Genomic DNA, 21,741 nt, shown 5'->3' with positions numbered 1-21,741 from the left:
GCCCGGACGTCGGCGGCGGTCAGCGTCGTGGCCGCACCCGAGTCGGTGCGCATGAAGTCGCGGCGATCGGCGGGGTAGCCGGGGTCGACGGGCAGGTAGGCGGCGCCCGAGCGCAGCACGCCGAGCAGCGCCACCACCAGCTCGACCGACCGTGAGATCTCCACGGCCACCACGTCGCCGCTCACCCGGTTCGCCACGGCCGCGGACCACTCGACCAGCTCGCGGTAGGTGAGTGACTCGTCTCCGAGCACTGCCAAGGAGTCCGGCGTCCGCGCGGCCTGGGCGTCGACGAGATCCGTGAGCGTCGCCGCCGGGACGTCGAGGGCCGGGCCGGTCGCGGCCGGTGCGGGGGCGAGGTCGAGGTGGGCCACCGGCCGGCCCGGGTCCGCCGCCAGCCCGGCGAGCAGGTGGGTCAGGTTCGCGCCGATCCGGGCGACCGTCTCGCGGGTCAGCCGGGCGGCGTCGTACTCCAGGTGGATCGTCAGCCGCTCGCCGGGGACCACGATCAGCGCCAGCGGGTAGTGGCCCGCGCCGTACGCCGACACCCCGGCGACCTCGATCGTCCCGGCCGGGTCGGTGAGCTTCGCGTCGAGCGGATAGTTCTCGAACACCAGCAGCGTGTCGAACAGCTCGCCCAGCCCGGCCAGGCGGTGCAGCCGCGCCAGCCCGACGTGGTGATGGTCGGTCAGCTCGGACTGCTCTGCCTGCAGGGCAGACAAGGCCGCCGCGGCCGGCTGGTCGGGGCGCCAGCGCATCCGCACCGGCAGCGTGTTCGCGAACAGGCCGATCATCGCGTCCACACCGTCCACTTCGGACGAGCGGCCGGACACGGTCGTGCCGAAGACGACGTCCTCGCGGCCGGTGAGCCGGCCCAGCACCAGCCCCCAAGCGCCTTGGACGACGGTGTTCAGCGTCAGGTCGTGCGCGCGGGCCGCGGCGACCAGCCCCTCGGCCGGCACCTCGACTGTCATCGAGGCGGGCGTGGCGGCCGTCGGTGTCGTACCGGCCAGCAGCGTCGGTTCATCCACATCGGACAGTGCGGCCCGCCAGGCGGCCTCGGCGGCGTCGTGGTCGCGGCCGGCGAGCCACTCGTGGTAGCGGCGGTACGGCGTGACCGGCGCGAGCCGTGGCGCCGGTCCGGTCGGCGTGTAGTGCGCGAGCAGCTCGTGGATCAGCAGCGGCGCGGACCAGCCGTCCGTCGCGATGTGGTGCAGCGTCAACACCATCCAGGTCCGTCCGGCCGTGTTCGAGCTGGCGCGAACCAGCGCCACTCGCAGCATCGGGGGCCGCGCCAGGTCGAACCCGGCCGCGCGCTCCTGCGCCGCGGTTCGCTCGGGGTCGCCGGTGGCCTCCCGCCAGCCGACCTCGACCTCGTCGGCGATCACCTGGAGGAGGCGGCCGTCGGGCAGCTGCCGGAACGACGCGCGCAGCGGGGCGTGCCGGTCCAGCACCGCCTGCGCGGCCCGGCGCAGCGCCGCCGCGTCGACCTCGCCGCGCAGCTCGACCGTCTGCTGCACGACGTAGACGTCCTCGACCTGGGCGTGGAAGTAGAAGCCCTCCTGCAGCGGCGAGGCGGGCAGCACGTCGGCCACCTCCTGGCCCAGCTCGTCCACCTGCGCCTGGTCGAGCACCACCAGCGGGAAGTCGGACGGCGTGTGCCCACCACCGTCCACACGGGACACCTCGGTGAGCGCCGCCTGCCAGAGCGAGGCGAACCGGTCGACGTCGGCGTCGTCGAGCGCGCCCGCCGGCCAGGTGAGCGTGGCCGTGAACGCGCCGTCCCGGACGAGCGCGTTGATCTCCAGCAGGTGACCCAGCGGCATCGCCGGGTCGGCCCCGCCGCGCAGCTCCTCGCCCGCGAACCGGCCGAGGTAGTTGAACAGCAGCTCCGGTGCCGGCCCGGACAGCCGGTCGCGGACGAGCCCGTGACCGATCCCGTTGTCCGGCACGGCCGCGAGCCGCTCCTTGACCCGCTTGACCGCGGTGGCCGGGTCGCCGGGGCCGGGGTCGAGCCGGACCGGGAACGTGGTGGTGAACCAGCCGACCGTGCGCGACAGGTCGGCGCCCGGCGCCAGGTGCTCCTCGCGCCCGTGGCCCTCCAGGTCGACGAGGACCTCGTCGCCGCCGCGCCAGCGGGTGACCGCCAGCGCGAGGGCGGCGAGCAGCACGTCGTTGACCGAGCCGTGGAACGCGGCGGGCACCGTGGTCAGCAGCGGCTCGGTCACGTCCGGCGGCAACGAGACGGTGTGCGTGCGGGCGGTGGCCGCGGTGTCGGTCCGCGCGAGCCGTCGCGTCCCGAGTGGACGGACGGCGACGGTCTGGTCGCGCCAGAACGGCAGCTCACCGGTCCGGTCGAGGGCCCGCAGGCCCTCGGCCCAGGTCCGAAACGACGTACGGACGGGAGCCGGCTCGCCACCCGCGAGCAACGCGGCGAGGTCCTCGGCGAGGATCCGCCACGACACGCCGTCGACCACCAGGTGGTGCGCGACGAGCAGCAGCTTGCGCTCCGCCGGGAACCACACCGCGCGCAGCATCCGCCCGTGCGCCGGGTCGAGCCGGGCCGCGGCGCGCTGCTCCCAGACCGCCACTTCCGCGCCGGGGCCCGCCTCGTCGAGCAGATCGACCGGACCGGGCAGCGGCACCTCGAGTGTCCACTCCGGAGTCAGCCGGGCCCGCAGCAGCGCGTGGTGGTCGACCAGGCGCCGCAGCGAGTCGGCGAGCCGACTCGCGTCCGGGACGTCCAGCAGCAGCGACTGGAAGTACGAGTCGACCGGTGCGTCGAGGTCGCGCAGCCAGCCGATGATCGGAGTGGTCGGCACGGTCCCGGTGCCGTCGTCCGTGTTGTCGTCCGCGGGCCGGGCGACGGTGTCCAGGTGGCGGGCGGTCGCGGCCAGCGCGGCCACCGTGCGCTGCCGGAACACCTCGCGCGGCGTGATAGCGAGCCCCGCCGCGCGAGCCCGGCTCACCAGCTGGATCGCGACGATGCTGTCGCCGCCCAGGGCGAAGAAGCTGTCGTGCACGCCCACCGCCGGCAGGCCGAGCACCTCCGCGAACGCCGTGGCGAGCACCCGCTCGACCTCGGTGGTCGGCGCCGCGTCGCCGGCGAGGCCGGCCCAGTCCGGCTCGGGCAGCGCGCGGACGTCCAGCTTTCCGTTGGGTGTCAACGGCAGTTGGCCCTTGACCGGCACGATCGCCGACGGCACGAGGTAGTCCGGCAGCTCCGCGCGGAGATGATCCAGGAGCCCGCCGGCCTCGCCCACGGCAGTACCGACGACGTAGGCCACCAGCCGGGCACCGCCGCGCTGGTCCGGCCGCGCGACCACCGCCGCCTGCCCGACGCCGGGGTGGCGCAGCAGCGCGCTCTCCACCTCGCCCGGCTCGACCCGGTGCCCGCGGATCTTCACCTGACTGTCCGACCGTCCGAGGAACTCGAGGCTGCCGACCGAAGACCTGCTTGCAGGGTCGAGCATTGACTCCGCCCGCCAGCGCACCCGGTCGCCCGTGCGGTACATCCGCGAGCCGGGCCCGGCGAAGGGATCGGCCACGAACCGCGTCGCCGTGAGACCCGGCCGGCCCGCGTACCCGCGCGCGAGGCCGCGGCCGCCGACATACAGCTCGCCGACCACCCCGACGCCAGCCGGCCGCAGGGCCGTGTCCAGCACGTACAGCCGCGTGTTCGGGTCCGGCCCGCCGATCGGCACCGGGCCCGTCCAGCCGGTTTCGGCGAGCCACAGCGTGGAGTTCACCGTCGCCTCGGTCAGTCCGTACGCGACCACCACGCGCATCGTCGGCGACCAGCGCGCCACGAGCTCCGCGGGCACCGCCTCCGTGCCGACCACCAGCACGCCGCCCTCGGGCAGCCGGCACTCCGGTGGCAGCGCGGCCACCAGCGACGGCGGCAGGATCATGTGCGTCACGCCGTGCTCGGCGAGGTAGTCGGTCAGCTCGGGTCCCGCGACCCGCCGGTGCTCCGGCACGAGCACCACCCGCGCGCCGGTGCCCAGCGCCATGCACAGGTCCCACACGGCCACGTCGAAGCCGACCGACGCGAACTGCGCCACCCGGCTCGACGCGTCGACGCCGAGCCGGTCCACCGCCGTCGCGATGAGGCTGCCGACACCGTCGTGGGGGACGACCACGCCCTTGGGCCGCCCCGACGAGCCCGACGTGTAGATCACGTATGCCGCCCCCTGCAGCGGCACCGTGACGTCCACATCGGACTCGTCGGGCCCGGTGGCGGAGAGCTCGCCCGGGGTCAGCACCAGCCGCGCGCCCGCGTCGGCCACGAGCGCGGCCCGCCGCTCCGCCGGATGGTCGGGGTCCAGCGGCAGGTAGGCCGCGCCCGCCTTCAGCACCGCGAGCAGCGCCACGACCAGGTCGGTAGACCGGGGCAGCGCCACCCCGACGACGTCCTCGGGAACCACGCCCCGGGCGATCAGCAGGCGTGCCAACCGGTTCGCCGCCGCGTTCAGCTCCGCGTAGGTCAGCGAGACGTCCTCGCACACCAGCGCCACGGCGTCCGGCGTGCGGCGCGCCTGCCGCTCGAACACCGCCGGCCAGGTGACGTCCTCGGTCTCCCGCGGCGCGCTGCCGAGCGCCAGCATCCGCGATGTGTCCGGCACCAGCTCGACGTCGGACAGCCGCACGTCCGGGTTCGCGAGGATCGCGTCGAGCATCGCGAACAGGCCGGCTTCGTGCGTCGCGAGCTCCTCCGGCCCGCACACGGCGGCGTCCGCGTCGATCTCCACCACGAAGTCCCCGCCCGGCTGCTCGATCGCGGTGATCGTCAGGTCGGACACCGGACCGGGCCACATGTCCTGCAACGTCGCGGTCGCCTCGCCGAAGACCAGGTCGGGCGTGAAGCCGATGATGTTCACGGTCGGCCCGGTCAACCCCGCGACGCCGCCCGCCTCACCCAGCTCTCGCGCCAGCTCCTCGGCGCGGAACCGGCTGTGCGCCACGACCTCGCGCACCTCGGTGCCGACCGCGGCGAGCAGCTCGGTCGCGGTCTCGCGCCGGGCGAGGCGCAGCGGCAGGACGTTCGACATCATCCCCGGCACGGACCGCTGCGCGGCGGTGGTGCGGCCGGTCACCGGCAGCCCGAGCACGACCTCGGGCGCCCCGGTGACCCGCTGCACGTAGCCGGCCGCCGCGGCGATCAGCACCCGGGAGGGCCGTAGGCCCGTCCGGTCCGCGAACGCGCGCAGCACCCGACCATCCACAGTGGACTTGCGACGGACGAGTCGGGTGGGCTGCTCGCTCGCCGGCTCCAGCAGCCGGGCCGGCTCGGGCGCCCCGGCCAGCCGTTCGAGCCAGTACGCCCGGTCCACGCCGTGGCGCGCGCCGGCCCGGTACGCCTCGTCCGCATCGGTGAGCCGCGAGAGCGGCCAGGCCAGCGTTGGCTCGCCCGCGCCCCCGTACCGCTCGGCGGCGACCTCGACCAGCAGGGCGACGCTGATGCCGTCGATGACGATGTGGTGGTAGCGCTGGTACCACCACACCCGGTCGTCGGCGACCCGCAGCAGCGCGTGGCCGAACAGCGCGCCTCGCGCGAGGTCCATCGGTCGCGCGCGGTCCGCGTGCGACCACGCGAGCGCGGCGGCGGCCGGGTCCGGTTCGGTGCGGAAGTCCAGCACCGGCACGGTGACCTGCTCGGGCGGCACCACGACCTGGATCGGCCCGTCCGGGCCGTCCTCGACGCGCACGTGCAGGCACTCGGCATCCCACAGGGTGCCCGCGATCGCCGCCGCCAGCCGCTCGATGTCGATCGGCCCGCGGATGTCCAGGTACGTCGCGACGTTGAAGGCCGTGCCGTCGGGCTCGACCTGCTGGGCGTACCAGACCCCGGCCTGCGCGCCGGTGAGCGGCAGAGCAGTACTCATCCCCGACCCCCGGTGTCCTCGGTGTCGTCCTCGGTGGCTAGGACTTGTCGAGCAGCGGCACGAACTCGTCGAGCGCGTAGGGGATGCTCAGCACGGTGTTGAACGACAGGGCGGCGCCGATTGGCGGCTGCGCGTACGGCACGAACATCGCGCGGCCCTCGCGGGCGGCGGCGAGTCCCTTGTAGACCGGGTCGGCCTGCACCCGCTGCTCGGCGGACGGGTCTGCGGTCAGGAACAGCAACAGGTCGGTGTCGATCAGGTCCGCGCGCTCGGCGGAGATCTCCGCCGCGTTGTTCTCCCCGGCCGCCTCGTTGATCGCGTCCGGCACGGTGTAGCCCATCTCGGTCATGAAGACGGCCTTCGGGTCCGTCTTCTGGAACACCGCGTACTTGCCCGGCTGGAACGGGTCGACGACCGCGACCGACTTGCCCTGCCAGTCCTTGTGCTCCTCGCGCACCTTCGCGAACTGGTCGTCGATGCCGGAGATCAGCTTGTCGACCTCGTCCGCCTTGCCCAGCGCCTCGCCGGCCAGCCGCGTCATGTCCTGCCACGGCGCGCCGTAGTCGGGGAAGTCCTTGGGCTGCCCGACGGTCGGCGCGATCTTCGACAGCTCGCCGTACTGCTCCTCGGTCATCCCCGAGTAGAGCGCGAGGATCAGGTCCGGCTTGAGGTTCAGCACCTTCTCCTTGTCGAAGTCGTCGCGCTCGCCGACGATCTCCGGAGTCTCCTTGCCCCACAGGTCCTTCGTCCACGGCCACAGGCCGTACGGGCGCTCCTTGAACCAGTCGACCGCGCCGACCGGCTTGACGCCGAGCGCGAGCACCGCGTCCTGGTCGGAGAGCCCGAGCGTGACGACCCGCTTCGGCTCCTTCGGGATCTCGGTCGTGCCGTACTTGTGCTCGACCGACACCGGGAACGCCGAGGCCCCGGTCTTCTCGGCACCGGCGTCCTGCTCGCCCGACGGCTGCTCGGAAACGCCGCAACCGGCGAGGGCCAGTGCTGCGAGTAAGGAGAGGATCGTGGCCAGCGGGCGCCGCGCGAGAGACATGGGCTCCTCTATCGACAGGGTTCGTTAAGTTAGGCGAACCTAACACAACCGGGCGAGGTGAGGTATCCCTACCCTAAGTTGGTGCAGGTATCGTGACTCAGGTGATCGAGACCCGGACGCGGCCGACCGCGGTTTCCCGCCGCGCGACGCTGCTTCTCGTCTCGGCAGGCGTGTTGTTGGTGCTGTGCGTGCTGTCGCTGGCGCTGGGCACGCGCCCCGTGCCGCCCGGCGACCTGCTGCCTGCCCTGGTCGGGCATGGCGCGCCGGACGTCGAGTCGCTGGTCTGGGGCGCGCGGCTGTCGCGCACCCTGCTCGCCCTGCTGGTCGGCGTCTCGCTGGGACTCGCGGGCGCGGTGATGCAGGCGCTGACCCGCAACCCCTTGGGGGACCCCGGTTTGCTGGGGATCAGCGCGGGTGCGGCGTTCGCCATCGTGGTCGGGGTCGCCTTCGCCGGGGTCGCCTCGCTGTACGGCCTGATCGGGTTCGCCTTCGGCGGCGCGCTCGTCGCGAGCGTCGTGGTGTACCTGCTGGGCAGCGCCGGGCGAGGCGGCGCCACGCCGGTGAAGCTCGCGCTCGCCGGGGTCGCGGTCACCGCGCTGCTGACGTCGTTGACGAGCGGCATCTCCCTGATCGACCCGGATGCGTTGAACCGCTACCGGTTCTGGGCCGCCGGTTCGCTCGCGGGCCAGGACGAGGGCGTGGTGCTGCGGGTGCTGCCGTTCGTGCTCGCCGGGGTGGTGCTGGCGCTCGCGTCGGCGCCGGCGCTGAACAGCATGGCGCTGGGCGACGACGTGGCGGCCGCGCTCGGCCGGCGGGTCGGGCTGGTTCGGCTGCAGGGGGCGGCGGCGATCACGCTGCTGACCGGTGCGGCGGTGGCGGTCGTCGGGCCGATCGTGTTCGTGGGGCTGGTGGTGCCGCACGTGGCGCGGGCGATCACCGGGCCGGACAACCGGTGGCTGCTGCCGTTCTCGATGCTGCTCGCGCCGGTCATGTTGCTGGCGGCGGACATCGTGGGGCGGCTGATCGCGAGGCCGGGAGAGACCGAGGTCGGCATCGTCGTGGCCTTCCTCGGGGCGCCGTTCTTCATCGCGCTGGTGCGCCGGCGCCGGCTGGCGGAGCTGTAGATGGCCGTGACCGCCGTGCGCTACCGCCTGTCCGTCCCGCCGGTGTCCGGCGTGGTGCGCCCGCGGCTGCTCGCCGTGTGCGTGGTGCTGGGGATACTCGCGTTCTTCCTGTTCTGTCTGGGGATGACGGTCGGCGACTACCCGCTCGGGGTCGGCCAGGTGCTCGCCGCACTGGTGAGCCGGGGCGACTACTACGACCAGGTCGTCGTCTACGACTGGCGGATGCCCCGCGCGCTCACCGGGCTGCTCGTCGGGGTCGCGTTCGGCATGTCCGGGGCGCTGTTCCAGACGATCACCCGCAACCCGTTGGCGTCGCCGGACATCATCGGCATCTCCGCCGGCTCGACCGTGGCCGTGGTCGGCGGGATCGTGCTGGGCTTCGGCGCCGGACTGGGCACGCAGACGCTGGGCCTGGCCGGCGGCGTGCTGTCCGCGCTCGCGATCTATCTGCTGGCCTGGAAGCGGGGGACCACCGGGTACCGGATCATCCTCGTCGGCATCGGGGTGTCGTGGATGTGCACGAGCGCCACGGGTTATCTGCTGGCGCGGGCGAAGCTGCACGAGGCGCAGCAGGTCGTCGGGTGGATGGTCGGCAACCTGACCAACGTGACGTGGAGCCACGCCGCGCCGCTGGTGATCTCGCTCGCCGTGCTGGTGCCGATGGCGGTGGTGCTGAGCGGCTGGCTGCGGACGCTGCAGCTCGGCGACGAGGTGGCGGTCGGACTGGGCACGCCGGTCCAGCTGGCGCGGCTCGTGCTGCTGCTCGTCGCGGTCGGGCTGGTGGCGTTCGGCACGGCGGCCGCGGGGCCGGTGGCGTTCGTGGCGTTGACGGCGCCGCAGATCGCGCGCCGGCTCGCCGGGGTGCCGGCCCCGCCGCTGGTCGCGTCCGCGTGCGCCGGGGCGGTGATCGTGCTCGGCAGTGACCTGGTCGCGCGGTCGTTCCCGTTGCCCGTCGGTGTGGTCACCGGGGTGCTGGGCGCGCCTTTCCTGCTCTGGCTGCTGGCCAGGGCCAACCGGGCCGGTTCGGGAGGATGACTGTGGAGCTTCGTGCCGAGGGGCTGCGGCTCGCCTACGACGACCGGGTGGTGGTGCCGGACCTGTCGCTGCTGGTACCGCCCGGCCGGATCAGCGTCATCGTCGGCGCGAACGCTTGCGGGAAGTCGACGCTGCTGCGTGCGCTGGCCCGGCTGCTGACCCCGCGGGCCGGCTCGGTGCTGCTCGACGGCCGGTCGGTGCACTCGCTGCCGACCCGTTCCGTCGCGCGGCAGCTGGGGATCCTGCCGCAGGCGCCGGTCGCCCCGGAGGGCCTGACCGTGATCGACCTGGTGACCCGGGGCCGGTCGCCGCACCAGAGCTGGTGGCGCCAGTGGTCGGCGGCGGACGAGGCGGCGGTGCGGTCGGCGTTGGCGGCCACGTCGTTGTCCGAGCTGGCCGACCGCCCGGTGGACGAGCTCTCCGGCGGGCAGCGACAGCGCGCGTGGATCGCGATGGCGATCGCGCAGGAGACGCCGGTGCTGCTGCTCGACGAGCCGACGACGTTCCTGGACCTGGCGCACCAGATCGACGTGCTGGACCTGGTGGTGGACCTGAACCGCCGCGAGGACCGGACGGTGGTGATGGTGCTGCACGACCTGAACCAGGCGTGCCGCTACGCCGACCACGTGATCGCGATGAAGGCCGGCGAGATCGTCACCCAGGGCGCACCCGCCGAGGTGATCACCCCGGCCACGGTCGAGGACGTCTTCGACCTCCGCTGCCAGGTGACGGCCGACCCGGTGAGCGGAACCCCGCTCGTAGTCCCGATCGGCCGCCACCACAGCACGGAGGCAGTCGGCTCGTGATCAGTTCAGGCCGTTGTCCATGGCCGTGATCAGCTCGCCGTTCGTCGTGTCGCCGGACAGTTCCCAGAAGAACGCGCCGCCCAGGCCCTGCTGGCCGGCGTAGCTCATCTTGCCGCCGATCGTCGACGGGGTGTCGTAGCTCCACCACTGGTTGCCGCAGTGTGCGTACGCCGTGCCGGCCACGGTGCCGTTCGACGGGCAGCGGTCCTTGATCACCTTGTAGTCCTCGATGCCCGGCTCGTACGTGCCCGGCGCCGCGCCGGAGGCCGAGCCACCGGGCGCCGCCTGCGTCACGCCGGTCCAGCCGCGCCCGTAGAACCCGATGCCCAGCAGGAGCTTCGACGACGGGACGCCCTTCGACTTCAGCTTCTGGATCGCCGCGTCCGAGTTGAAGCCCGCCGCCGGGATGCCCTCGTACGACGTCAGCGGCGAGTGCGGGGCCGTGGGACCGTCCGCGTCGAACGCGCCGAAGTAGTCGTAGGACATCACGTTGTACCAGTCGAGGTGCTGCGAGGCGCCGCCGTAGTCGGTCGCGTCGATCTTGCCGCCGTCCGAGCCGTCCGCGGTGATCGCCGCGGTGACCAGGTAGTCGGAGCCGAACCTCGACCGCAGCGCGCCCATCAGGTTGCCGAACGCCGCCGGCCCGCTGTTGTCGCAGGTCAGACCGCAGGCGTTGGGGTACTCCCAGTCGATGTCGATGCCGTCGAAGACGTCCGCCCAGCGCGGGTCCTCGACCAGCCGGTGGCAGGACTCGGCGAACGCGGCGGCGTTCTGCGCCGCCTGGCCGAAGCCGCCCGACCAGGTCCAACCGCCGAAGGAGAACAGGACCTTCAGCCCGGGGTGCATGGCCTTGAGCTTGCGCAGCTGGTTGAAGTTGCCGCGCAGCGCGCCGGCGTCCCAGGTGTCCGGCGTACCGTCCACACTGGCCCCGGCGTCGTAGAACTTGTCGTAGTCGGCGTAGGAGTCGCCGAGCGCGCACTGGCCGTTGGTCACGTTGCCGAACGCGTAGTTGATGTGGGTCAGCTTGTCGGCCGACCCGCTCGTCTGGATGTTCTTGACGTGGTAGTTGCGCTGGTAGACGCCCCAGTTGACGAAGTAGCCGAGGTTGATGTTCCCCGCCGCCACCGACACGGCGGGGCTCGAATCGGTCTCAGCGCCTTCGGCGGGTACGGCCACCAGGCCGATCGCCGTGGCCACGGCGGCCACGAGCACCGGCAGGCGCCATCGATTGCCGGACATGGTTCTCCTAGATGGGTGCAGGGTTAGCCAAACGGAGATACACGACAACTATGTGGTCTAGACCACGTTGCGTCAAGAGGTCTGTACCAACTGGCCAAAGTCGGTGCCCCGATTACGCTGGTCGGCGAGGTGGCGCGATGGAACCGCGGGGCAAGCTGGAGAAGTTCCTCATCCCGGAGACCATCTTCGGCGTCGGCAGCCTCGCCGAGGTCGGCGACGCGGTCCGGCGCGCCGGCGGCTCCCGCGCACTCGTCGTCACCGACCCGGGCGTGCTCGCCGCGGGCTGGGTCGACCGGGCCGCGCCGCATCTGAAGGCGGCCGGGCTGTCCTGGCGGATCTGGTCGGACGTGACCCCGAACCCCAAGGACCACGAGATCGAGGCCGGCTTCGATGCCTACCGGGAGAGCGGCAGCGACGTGCTCGTGGCGATCGGCGGCGGCAGCCCGATCGACGCGGCCAAGGCGATCGCGGTGCTGTCCGGCAACGCCGGCAGCATCCTCGACTACGAGGGCATCGACACCGTCGCCAGGCCGATCCCGCCGATGGTGATGGTCCCGAGCACCGGCGGCTCCGGCGCGGACGTATCCCAGTTCTGCGTCGTCACCGACACCCGCCGCCGGCTCAAGGCCACGATCGCGAGCCGCGCGCTGGTGCCGGACATCTCGGTCACCGACCCGAGGCTGCTCACCACGATGTCGCCCGAGCTGTCCGCGCACACCGCGCTCGACGCGCTGAGCCACGGCATCGAGGCGTACGTGTCCAAGGCGGCGAGCTTCCTGTCCGACGGCCACGCGCTCGCCGCGGTTCGCGGCGTCCTTGACCACCTGCTGGCGACCCTCGACGACCCGGCCGACCTGCGCGCCCGCGAGGGCATCGCCCGGGCGAGCCTGCAGGCGGGGATCGCGTTCACCAACGCGCTGCTCGGCGCCACGCACGCGATCGCGCACCAGATCGGCGGCTACCTTGACGTGCCGCACGGGCTGCTCAACGCCATCCTGCTGCCGCACGTGATGCGCTTCAACGCGGCCACCGACCCGGAGCGCTTCGTCGGCGTGGCCGCCGCACTCGGCGTGGAGACCGCCCGCCTCACGCCGGCCGAGGCCGCCGACGCGGCGATCGCCGTGGTGCAGCGGCTGCGCGAGAAGGTCGGCATCCCGGCGGGCCTCGCCCAGGTCGGCGTGCGTCGCGAGCACCTCGGCCGGTTCGCCGAGAACGCCCTGCACGACGCCTACCTCACGACCAACCCGAGGGCGGTGAGCAAGGAAGATGTCGAACAGCTCTGCCTTGCCGCACTCTGACCCATGGCTCGAGCGGCTCACCGGGGTGCGGTCGTCCAAGCCGTCCTTCTACGCGGAGTGGCGGCGCACCAGCCACGGGCTGGACCGGGCCGTGGAGGCGCTGCGGGCCATCTCCGCCGCGCTGTGCACCACCACCAGCGGCCCGGACGCCCTGTGCGACGCGGTCGTCGGCGCGCTCGCGAGGCACTTCGGCGCGCCGGCGGTGTCGCTGACCCTGGTGGCGCGCCGGGAGTTCCGCCGGGGCGCGGCGCCCGACGGCTTCGCCGGGCTGCGTCACCGCACGTGTGCCGAGGGCGCGCCGGTCGCGCTGCCCGGCATGGTCGGGGTGCCGGTGCCCCAGGCCGGCACGCTGCTCGTGGCGCTGCGCGACGAGGCCGACGAGAGCGACGTCCCCATCCTGCAGATCGTGGCCAACCAGCTCGCGGTGGCGCTGGAGAACGCCTGCCTCTACGAGGAGGCCCACCAGCGCACCCGGGAGCTGGAGGAGCGCAACCGCCAGCTCGAGGTCGCCCACCGCCGGCTGGGCGAGGCGGGGCAGCGGCAGCTGCTCAGCCAGGAGCGCCACCGGATCGCGCGCGAGCTGCACGACAGCGTGGCCCAGCACCTGATCAGCATCGGGATGAACCTGGAGTGGTGCCGCAAGCAGGAACCCTCCCCGGCGGTCGGCCGCCAGGTGGCGGTGACCAAGGAGCTCGCCCGCTCGGCGCTCACCCAGATGCGCGCGGCGATCTTCGAGCTGTCCGAACTGGACACTCAGCGCAGCGGCATGCGCGGCGTGCTGCTCGACCTGGCCCGCGAGTTCCGGGCGATCACGCCGCTGCGGGTGCGGCTGCGGGTGTGCGGGGAGCCGGCCGCGTTGCCGCTCGCGACCCAGCACGCGCTGTTCCACATCGCGCAGGAGGCGATGTTCAACGCGGTCCGGCACGCCGCCGCCCGCGGGATCTGGGTCTCGCTGGTGTACCACCCGGTTTCGGTGGTGCTGACCGTCGCCGACGACGGGACCGGCGACCCAGCCGCGATCCAGCGCCGGCTGACCCGCGCGGTCGCGCCCGGCGGGCTGGTCAACATCCGCGAGCGCGCCCGGGAGCTGCGCGGCGTCGCGCGGGTGCTGCCCCGCCGCGACGGCGGGATCCGGGTGCGGGTCACGGTGCCGGTGACTGTGGAGGACGTCGGGGATGGCTGACGGCATCCGGGTGGTCATCGTCGACGACCACACGATCGTGCGGGAGGGCCTGCGGTCGATCCTGGAGCTGGAGAGCGACATCTCGGTCGTCGGGCACGCGGCGCGGCCGGCCGAGGCGCTGGCGGCGATCGCCGCGACGGGGCCGGACGTGGTGCTGCTGGACCTGAAGCTGAGCGCCGCGGGCCCGGCGACGGGCCTGGAGCTGTGCGAGGAGATCGTCGCCCGGCACCCGCGGGTGGGCGTGATCGTGCTGACGACCTTCCACGACCAGACCCTGGTGCTCGACGCGCTTCGCCGCGGTGCCAAGGGCTACGTCCTCAAGGACGTCGACGTGGACGACCTGCTGAAGATCATCCGCGCCGTCCGCGGCGGCTCCCTCATGGTTCACTCGCAGTCCGAACAGGACGGTGCGCCGCGGCTGACCCCGCGTGAGCTGGAGATCGTCCGGCTGCTCGCCCGCGGGCTGACCAACCGGGAGATCGGCCGCGCCGCCCTAATCAGCGACAGCACGGTGAAGTTCCACGTGCGCGGCATCATGCGCAAGCTGTCGGTCCACCACCGCACGGAGGTCGTCTACGCCGCCACCAGGCTCGGGATCCTGTAGTACCTGACCGTTCGGGTAGGTGCGGGCTGCCCGCCCGGGCAGTTACGTCGCGCTCGTCTCGGCTCGTAGTTTCGTTGTGCGGGAAGGGAAGTGAACGACATGACAGGAAACCGCGTAGTCGTCTACCAGGGGCCGGGCGAGGTGTCCGTCGAAGGCATCGACTACCCGAAGCTCGAACTGCCCGAGGAGGTCGTCCGGGGGCTCGGGGTGGCGAAGCAGGCGCCGCACGCAGCCATTCTACGGATCGTCACCACCAACATCTGCGGCAGCGACCAGCACATGGTCCGCGGCCGCACCACCGCGCCGGTCGGCCAGACCCTCGGCCACGAGATCACCGGCGAGATCGTCGAGACCGGTGACGACGTGCTGTTCCACCAGATCGGCGACATCTGCTCGGTGCCGTTCAACATCGCCTGCGGGCGGTGCCGGATGTGCAACGAGGGCAAGACCGGCATCTGCCTCAACGTGAACCCGGCGCGCCCGGGCGCGGCCTACGGCTACGTCGACATGGGCGGCTGGGTCGGCGGCCAGGCCGAGTACGTGATGGTGCCCTACGCCGACTTCAACCTGCTCAAGTTCCCCGACCGGGAGCAGGCGCTGGAGAAGATCCTCGACCTCACGATGCTGTCGGACATCTTCCCCACCGGCTACCACGGCGCCTACACGGCGGGCGTGACCACCGGCTCGACCGTGTACGTGGCCGGCGCGGGACCGGTCGGCCTCGCCGCCGCGCACGCCGCCCAGCTGCTCGGCGCGGCCGTCGTGGTCGTCGGCGACCTCATCCCCGAGCGGCTCGAGCAGGCGCGCAGCTTCGGCTGCGAGACCGTCGACCTGACCCAGGACAGCGAGCTGGCCGAGATGATCGAGCAGGTCGTCGGCGAGCCGGTGGTCGACGCGGCGGTGGACGCGGTCGGGTTCGAGGCGCGCGGCCACGGCCGCGGCGCGGGCGAGCAGCCGGCGACCGTGCTGAACGACGTGATGACGATCGCCCGCGCGGGCGGGTCGATCGGCATCCCGGGCCTGTACGTGACCGGGGACCCGGGCGGTGTCGACGAGAACGCCAAGGTCGGCCAGCTCGGCGTGCGGATCGGCCTGGGCTGGGCGAAGTCGCACCAGCTCACCACCGGTCAGTGCCCGGTGAAGCGGTACAACCGGCAGCTGATGAACCTGATCCTGAGCGGCCAGGCGCAGATCGCGAAGGCGGTCAACGCCACGAAGATCAAGCTGGACGAGGCCCCGACGGGCTACCAGGACTTCGACCGCGGCGCGGCAAGGAAGTACGTGATCGATCCCCACAACATGGTCCCAGCCTGACCCGGACCTCGGAGCGCCCCTCGCCACGGCGGGGGGCGTCCTGGTGTGAGCAAGGGAACTCGGGAGACCGTCGCCCGAAGACGTAACGTCTGGTTCATGTCGAAGGACGCCTGGACCGAACCGGGTGCGTTCGAGGTGGCGCCCGGTGTGCACCGCATCCCGCTGCCGCTGCCGACCGACGGTCTGCGCGCGGTGAACGTCTACGCCGTGCAGAGCGCCGACGGCCTCGTGCTCATCGACTCGGGCTGGGCCCTCGACGTGGCCCGCGACCAGCTCGAGCAGGCGCTCGGCACGCTCGGCCACGACTTCGGCGACATCCAGCGGTTCCTGGTCACCCACATGCACCGCGACCACTTCACCATGGCCGTCGCGCTGCGCCGCACGTTCGGCGCGAAGATCGCGCTCGGCATCGGCGAGCAGCCGTCGATGGACCGGGTGCTGGCCGGCCAGGGCACCGCGAAGCTCACCGAGATGATCCGGTGGGGCGCGCTGCGGCTCATCGAGCGATGGCGCGACGAGTACGGTGCGCGGGACGAGAACGAGGGCCGCAAGTACTACGAGCCGCCCGACGAGTGGCTCGACGGCACCACCAAGATCGACCTCGGCGACCGCACGCTGGTCGCGCTGCCCACGCCCGGGCACACCCAGGGCCACGTCGTGTTCGTTGACGAGCAGGCGGGCGTGCTGTTCGCCGGCGACCACGTGCTGCCGCACATCACGCCGTCGATCGGGTTCGAGCCCGAGCCCGCGAAGCTGCCGCTCGGCGACTACCTGGACAGCCTGCGGCTCGTGCGCTCGTACCCGGACCTGCGGCTGCTGCCGGCGCACGGCCCGGTCGCGCCGAGCGTGCACGTCAGGGTCGACGAGCTGCTGGCCCACCACGACGATCGGCTCGCCGCGACGCTCGACGCGGTCCGCGACGGTGCCGGCACCGCCTACGAGGCCGCGCGGCGGCTGGGCTGGACCCGTCGCCACCGCCGCTTCGACGAGCTCGACCTGTTCAACCAGACCCTCGCGACCGGGGAGACCGCCGCACACCTGGAGGTCCTCGTCGTCCGCGGCGAGCTTCGATCATCCACTGTGGACGGCGTGGCCGAGTATTCGGTGGGCTGAGAAGAGAGTTGGCCGGACCCGCGCTCGCCGGCCAAGGCGAGCGTCGGGGTTCCGGCCTCGAGCAGTCAGTCCTTTGCGGACTTGACGGCGGCGTCGTCGAGCGAGTCCAGTCCGAGCATGGCGAGCAGGTTGATGCAGTCCTGCGCGTCGGCGGAGTGGATCGCGACGGTGCGCGCTGCCTTGCGGTTCTGTACCGCGTAGTGGATCTTCTCGCTCGCCCGTGCCTCGGCGAAGCGGCCTTGCTCAATGGTCGGGCTGGCGTGTCGTGCCCAGGTCATGCGGAACCTTTCTCCATCGCTCGGCCGACCGCGCCGGCGCGCGCCACGCGGCAGCGTCATCGCCGAGTCATCGCGATCCGTGCCAGACGGAAGGATTCGGGGGATTCGTTTGGCACGGCCCGCCGGGGGAACCCGGCCACCTCGAATCCTGGCACCCGGCCCGTGGGACACACCAGCCTGCGAAGGTCTGGATGGTCGCGTGTCGCGGTCGCTGGACCGGGCACCTACCAGGTGAAGACCCGTTTTGCAAACGCGATTCACGATTTTTCCCAGTGTTCCCGGAATTGCGCACGAGCACCGTGGGGATTCGACCGGTCACCAGCAGTGCCGAGCTCACTCCCGCAACAGCCGACCGAGCATCGCCGTAATCTTACTCTCCGCACCCGATCGATCGCGGAGCAGCAGGTCCCGGGCCCGCTCGGCGGCGCGCTCGGCGGCCGCGGCGAGCGCCTCCGGGTCGACTCCCGGCGCCGGCGGAACCGTCAGCGGCGGAGCCGGACCGCTCGGCGGCTCGCGGGGCGGCGGCGGTCCGGTCGCCTCGGCGGGGCTTGACACCGGCGTCGCCGGTGTGCTTGCCCGCAGGTCCCCGGTCACCTCCCGCCGGCCGCGGCCGCGCAGCAGGAGCAGGACGAACGGGTCGGCGTCGATCAGCCAGGCGGCCTGGAAACACAGGGCGGCCGCGTGGACGCAGGGCAGTGAGTAATCAGGACAGTCGCATTCGGGCTGCAGGTCGCCGATGCCGGGCAGCAGCGGCACATCGACGTCCGTGGCGGCGGCCACCAGCTCGCGCGGCACGTCCCCGTCCAGCAACGCGGCGAGGTGCCCGGCCTTGGCGGCGACCTCGTCGAGGAACCGGCGCCACTGCCGCTCGGACAGCCGGTCGACGAGCACGGCGGTGTCGTGGATCTCGCCGTCGGATCCGTACACCTGCGCGGCGAGCCGGCCGGGGCTGACCGTGATCGGCCCGACCCGCCCGGCGTAGGCGAAGCGCCGGCCGCGCTTGAGCGGCTCCGGGTCGAGCGAGGTGTCGGTCATCGCCTGCAGCCAGGCCTGGCCCCACCAGGTGCGGGCGAACCGCCCGGGCCGGCGCTTGCTCGCCGGGAACGCGGGGAAGCCCAACGCCTCGCCCTGTGCTTGATGGTTCGCTCCGCAAGCTCCGCTCACGTTTCCTCCCGCAGGGCCACGAGCTCGGCGAGCTCGGCGTCCGACAGCTCGGTCAGCTCGGCGAGGTCGTCGCGGCTGCCCAACACCGCCTCGGCGAGGTCCTGCTTGGCCGCGAGCAGGCCGGCGATCCGGTCCTCCACCGTGCCCTCCGCGATGAGCCGGTGCACCTGGACCGGCCGGTCCTGGCCGATCCGGTGCGCCCGGTCCGTCGCCTGCGCCTCCACGGCCGGATTCCACCAGCGGTCGTAGTGCACGACGTGGTCGGCGCGGGTGAGGTTGAGGCCGGTGCCGGCCGCCTTGAGCGACAACAGGAACACCGGCGGCGGGTCGCCGCCCTGGAACCGCTCGACGAGCTCGGTCCGCCGGCCGACCGGGGTGCCGCCGTGCAGCAGCAGGGTCGGTACGCCGCGGCCGCCGAGGTGGCTCTCCAGCAGCCGGGCCATCGCGACGTACTGGGTGAACACGAGCACGCCGCCGCCCTCCGCGCGGATGGTGTCGACGAGCTCGTCGAGCAGCTCGAGCTTGCCCGACCGGCCGGCGAGCGGGCCGGGCTCGCCGAGGAACTGCGCGGGGTGGTTGCAGATCTGCTTGAGACCGGTGAGCAGCTTCAGCACGAGTCCGCGCCGCCGCATGCCGGTGGCCTCCCGGATCTCGGCCATCGTCTCGCGCACCGCGGCCTCGTAGAGCCCGGCCTGCTCGCGGGTCAGCGACACCGGCTGGTCGGTCTCGGTCTTCGGCGGCAGCTCGGGCGCGATGCCGGGGTCGCTCTTGCGGCGCCGCAACAGGAACGGGCGCACCAGGCGGGACAGCCGCTCGGCGTTCCCGCCCGCCTCGACCGGCCGCGCCCACCGCGAACGGAACGTGTCGAGCGAGCCGAGCAGACCGGGCGTCGTCCAGTCGAGGATCGCCCACATGTCGGTCAGGTTGTTCTCCACGGGCGTGCCGGTGAGTGCGACGCGGGCGGTCGCGGGGATCCGGCGCAGCGCCTTCGCGGTCTCCGAGCGCGGGTTCTTCACGTGCTGGGCCTCGTCGGCGACCAGCAGGTCCCAGTGCTCGCGGCCCAGCCGCTCGGCGTCGACGCGCATCGTGCCGTACGTCGTCAGCACGAACCCTTCGGTGGCGAGATCCCGCTCGGTGCCGTGGAACCGGGTGACCGGCGTGCCGGGCGTGAACCGGTGGATCTCGCGCTCCCAGTTGCCGAGCAGCGAGGCCGGGCAGACGACGAGCGTCGGGCCGGGCCGGTTCGTCGAGCCACGGTGCAGGTGCAGGGCGATCAGCGTGATCGTCTTGCCCAGTCCCATGTCGTCGGCGAGGCAGCCGCCGAGGCCCAGGTCGGTCATCCGGGCGAGCCAGCGCAGGCCGCGCAGCTGGTAGTCGCGCAGCGTGGCGGCGAGCGCGGCCGGCTGTTGGACCGGTGAGTCCGCCTCGACCCGCTCCCGCAGCCGCTCCAGCGGCGGGCTCGGCACGACCGGGACCCACTCGCCGTCGACGTGCGCCGTACCGGTCAGCGCGGCACCGAGCGCGTCGATCGCGGTGAGCGGCTTGAGGATCCGCTCGCGCGCCCGGCGGGCCAGGTCCGGCTCGACGAGCGTCCACCGGTCGCGCAGCCGCACGACCGGGCGGTGCGCCTCGGCGAGTCGGTCCATCTCCTCGCCGGTGAGCGCCTCGCCGCCGACGGCCAGCTGCCAGCGGAAGTCGAACAGGGCCTCGGTGCCGAACGTGCCGGACGACTCCACGCCGCTCGGCACGGTCGCCTGGGCCGTGACGTCGCGGGCCAGCTCCCGCGGCCAGTGCACCTCGACGCCTGCTTCGCGCAGCGCGTCGCCGCCCGGGCCGAGCAGATCGAGTACCTCGTCGTCGCCGAGCTCGACGCGGTCCGGCACGGCGAGGTCGAGCAGGCGGGCGAGCGGCGGCCAGGCCTGGGCGGCGCGGCGGACGGCGACCATCGCGTCGAGCCGGGCGCGCTCGTCGAGCCCGGCGTCGATCCCGGTGCCGGCCCACAGCTGGGCCGCGTCGAGGATCGCGGTGTCCTGGTGTACCTGCACGACGGCGGTGAAGGAGCCGGTGTCGACGTCCCAGTCGAAGTCCTCGCCGGGCACCTCCAGCCGCAGCGACACCCGGGTCTCCCGCGACAGGTTGCCGGCCCACTCGCGAAGTTCGGGCACCCGCCGCACCGCCATGCCGACGAAGGCGGGCCCGTCCGGCTCGCGGGCGAGGACGTCGGCGACGGCGTCGAGGAACGTGCGGACGTGTGCCACCCGGTCACCCGCCAGCCGGCGCAGTCGGTCCACATCGGACGGTTCGAGCGGGCCGACCCGCCAGGCGTCGTGGCCCGCCTCGGTGACCGCCGGCCGCAGCCGGCCGCGCGCCACGAGGTGCAGGGCCTCGTGGGCGGCGGCCGACCAGAACGAGTCGCGGCCGAGCAGTGCCGGCAGCGCCTCGGCGACGGGCACGCCGGCGAACCGCCCCTCGCGGGGCGGGTCCGCCGGCGTCCACGTCTCGTCGGGCTCGGTCAACGGCTCAGCCTCCGGTAGCGGCGCACGGACAGCGGGAAGAAGATCGCCACGAGCAACAGCGGCCAGACCACCGCCATCAGGATCGCGTGCTGGGCGATCCACGAGTCGCCGCCCCAACCCGGGTTGCCGAACAGCTCGCGTGTCGCGGCCACCGTGGAGGACAACGGGTTCCACTCCGCGATCGTGCCCAGCCAGCCGGGCATCGTGCCGGGCGCGACGAACGTGTTCGCGAGGAAGCCGACCGGCCAGACGAGGATCTGTATGGCCATGACCGCCTCGGGGTTGCGCACGACCAGGCCGAGGTAGATGCCCATCCACAGCAACGCGAACCGCAGCAGGAGCAGCAGCCCGAGCGCGGCCAGCGTGGCGCCCGGCCCGTTGTGCGCCTGCCAGCCGACGAACAGGCCGCAGACGATCATCACGGCGAGCGCGGCGGCGGAGTTGAGCAGGTCGGCTCCGCAGCGGCCGACCACGACGGCCGACGGCGCCATCGGCATGGACCGGAAGCGGTCGGTGACACCGCGCTGGATGTCGGTGCTGACCGCGATCATGGTCGCCTCGAGCCCGAAGGCCATCGTCATGGCGAACATGCCGGGCAGCAGGAACTCCTTGTAGTCCCCGCCGCCTGGCACGGCCATCGCGCCGCCGAACAGGTAGCCGAACATGAGCACGAGCAGGACGGGGAACAGCAGGCCGACGATCACCGGCGCCGGCTGGCGGACCCAGTGCAGCAGGTCGCGGCGAGTGACGGTCCAGCCGTCCGCAACGGCCCAGCGAAGCGTGGTCACGCGGGCCAGTCCCGCCTCCCCGGAATTAACCCTGTTGGTCGCCTCGAGCTGGTGCGGTCCGGTCTGGCGCGTACTTGTGGCTGGGTTGCGTCCCGGTCCCCTCAGGTCCGGTTGGCGCGAGGTCATGCGGGCACCTCCGTCTCGGTCTTGTCCGCCGTGCGGTTGCCGGTCAGGTGGAGGAACACCTCGTCGAGGGTCGGCCGGCGCAGGGCGATGTCCTCCACCGCGACGCCTGCCTCCTGCAGCGCGCGGGCCGTCTCGGTCAGCGCGCTCACGCGGTCGGCCACCGGGGCGCCGACCCGGCGGGCGTCGGTGTCGGTCTCGGTGTCGGCGCCGGTCACCCGGGCGA

General features: G+C 72.9%; 15 protein-coding genes and 1 pseudogene. 8 read left to right on the top strand and 8 right to left on the bottom strand.

Going from position 1 to position 21,741, the window contains the following annotated elements; translation table 11 throughout:
- Both ACRDSK_RS18690 and ACRDSK_RS18685 read right to left on the bottom strand, forming a co-directional pair.
- On the bottom strand, window positions 1–5,882 hold a 5,882-nt coding region (locus ACRDSK_RS18690; RefSeq protein WP_431442360.1), incomplete at its 3' end, for an amino acid adenylation domain-containing protein.
- Between the two features lie 37 nt (window positions 5,883–5,919).
- Window positions 5,920–6,930, bottom strand: a complete 1,011-nt coding sequence (locus ACRDSK_RS18685) for an iron-siderophore ABC transporter substrate-binding protein (RefSeq protein WP_431442359.1) — start codon at window positions 6,928–6,930, stop codon at window positions 5,920–5,922.
- Between the two features lie 101 nt (window positions 6,931–7,031).
- Here ACRDSK_RS18685 and ACRDSK_RS18680 point away from each other — a divergent pair, with 101 nt between their 5' ends.
- Genes ACRDSK_RS18680 through ACRDSK_RS18670 form a run of 3 tightly spaced genes read left to right on the top strand, consistent with a single transcriptional unit; the run spans window position 7,032 to window position 9,895 of the window.
- On the top strand, window positions 7,032–8,054 hold the full coding sequence (locus ACRDSK_RS18680; protein ID WP_431442357.1) for a FecCD family ABC transporter permease: 1,023 nt from the start codon (window positions 7,032–7,034) through the stop codon (window positions 8,052–8,054).
- Window positions 8,055–9,089: a FecCD family ABC transporter permease gene (locus tag ACRDSK_RS18675; RefSeq protein ID WP_431442356.1), complete on the top strand. Its 1,035-nt coding sequence runs from the start codon at window positions 8,055–8,057 to the stop codon at window positions 9,087–9,089.
- Window positions 9,086–9,895, top strand: coding sequence for an ABC transporter ATP-binding protein (locus ACRDSK_RS18670; protein ID WP_431442354.1), 810 nt, complete (start codon window positions 9,086–9,088; stop codon window positions 9,893–9,895). Before ACRDSK_RS18675 ends, ACRDSK_RS18670 begins: the two co-directional genes overlap by 4 nt.
- Here ACRDSK_RS18670 and ACRDSK_RS18665 read toward each other — a convergent pair whose 3' ends face one another.
- Window positions 9,896–11,134, bottom strand: coding sequence for a glycoside hydrolase family 18 protein (locus ACRDSK_RS18665; RefSeq protein ID WP_431442352.1), 1,239 nt, complete (start codon window positions 11,132–11,134; stop codon window positions 9,896–9,898).
- Window positions 11,135–11,271: 137 nt separating this feature from the next.
- Here ACRDSK_RS18665 and ACRDSK_RS18660 point away from each other — a divergent pair, with 137 nt between their 5' ends.
- The 5 genes from ACRDSK_RS18660 to ACRDSK_RS18640 all read left to right on the top strand — a co-directional run bounded on the left by ACRDSK_RS18660 (window position 11,272) and on the right by ACRDSK_RS18640 (window position 16,646).
- Entirely contained in the window at window positions 11,272–12,432 is a 1,161-nt protein-coding gene (locus ACRDSK_RS18660; RefSeq protein ID WP_431442351.1) for an iron-containing alcohol dehydrogenase, read from the top strand.
- A complete protein-coding gene (locus tag ACRDSK_RS18655) occupies window positions 12,419–13,615 on the top strand; it encodes a histidine kinase (protein WP_431442349.1) in 1,197 nt (398 codons plus the stop codon). The genes ACRDSK_RS18660 and ACRDSK_RS18655 overlap by 14 nt, the downstream gene beginning before the upstream one ends.
- Window positions 13,608–14,219 (top strand): response regulator, encoded by a 612-nt coding sequence (locus ACRDSK_RS18650; protein WP_431442347.1) that lies wholly within the window; start codon window positions 13,608–13,610, stop codon window positions 14,217–14,219. Before ACRDSK_RS18655 ends, ACRDSK_RS18650 begins: the two co-directional genes overlap by 8 nt.
- A 99-nt stretch (window positions 14,220–14,318) precedes the next feature.
- On the top strand, window positions 14,319–15,533 hold the full coding sequence (fdhA, locus tag ACRDSK_RS18645; protein WP_431442345.1) for a formaldehyde dehydrogenase, glutathione-independent: 1,215 nt from the start codon (window positions 14,319–14,321) through the stop codon (window positions 15,531–15,533).
- A gap of 96 nt (window positions 15,534–15,629) precedes the next feature.
- Window positions 15,630–16,646, top strand: coding sequence for an MBL fold metallo-hydrolase (locus tag ACRDSK_RS18640; protein ID WP_431442343.1), 1,017 nt, complete (start codon window positions 15,630–15,632; stop codon window positions 16,644–16,646).
- A 65-nt stretch (window positions 16,647–16,711) separates the two neighbouring features.
- Here ACRDSK_RS18640 and ACRDSK_RS18635 read toward each other — a convergent pair whose 3' ends face one another.
- The 5 genes and pseudogenes from ACRDSK_RS18635 to ACRDSK_RS18615 all read right to left on the bottom strand — a co-directional run.
- Window positions 16,712–16,924 carry a hypothetical protein gene (locus ACRDSK_RS18635; RefSeq protein WP_431442341.1) on the bottom strand — a complete coding sequence of 71 codons (213 nt, stop codon included), beginning with the start codon at window positions 16,922–16,924 and terminating at the stop codon, window positions 16,712–16,714.
- A 333-nt stretch (window positions 16,925–17,257) separates the two neighbouring features.
- A complete protein-coding gene (locus tag ACRDSK_RS18630; protein ID WP_431442340.1) occupies window positions 17,258–18,088 on the bottom strand; it encodes an SWIM zinc finger family protein in 831 nt (276 codons plus the stop codon).
- Complete coding sequence (locus tag ACRDSK_RS18625) at window positions 18,085–20,541, bottom strand: DEAD/DEAH box helicase (RefSeq protein WP_431442361.1); 2,457 nt, start codon at window positions 20,539–20,541, stop codon at window positions 18,085–18,087. Before ACRDSK_RS18625 ends, ACRDSK_RS18630 begins: the two co-directional genes overlap by 4 nt.
- Window positions 20,542–20,600: 59 nt before the next feature.
- Window positions 20,601–21,392: an ABC transporter permease gene (locus ACRDSK_RS18620; protein WP_431442339.1), complete on the bottom strand. Its 792-nt coding sequence runs from the start codon at window positions 21,390–21,392 to the stop codon at window positions 20,601–20,603.
- A gap of 122 nt (window positions 21,393–21,514) precedes the next feature.
- Window positions 21,515–21,741, bottom strand: a pseudogene (locus tag ACRDSK_RS18615) (daunorubicin/doxorubicin resistance ABC transporter ATP-binding protein DrrA); the annotation flags it as partial.

Source organism: Actinophytocola sp. (assembly GCF_050699915.1).
Classification (GTDB): domain Bacteria; phylum Actinomycetota; class Actinomycetes; order Mycobacteriales; family Pseudonocardiaceae; genus Actinophytocola.
This window is presented reverse-complemented; position numbering and strand designations above follow the sequence as displayed.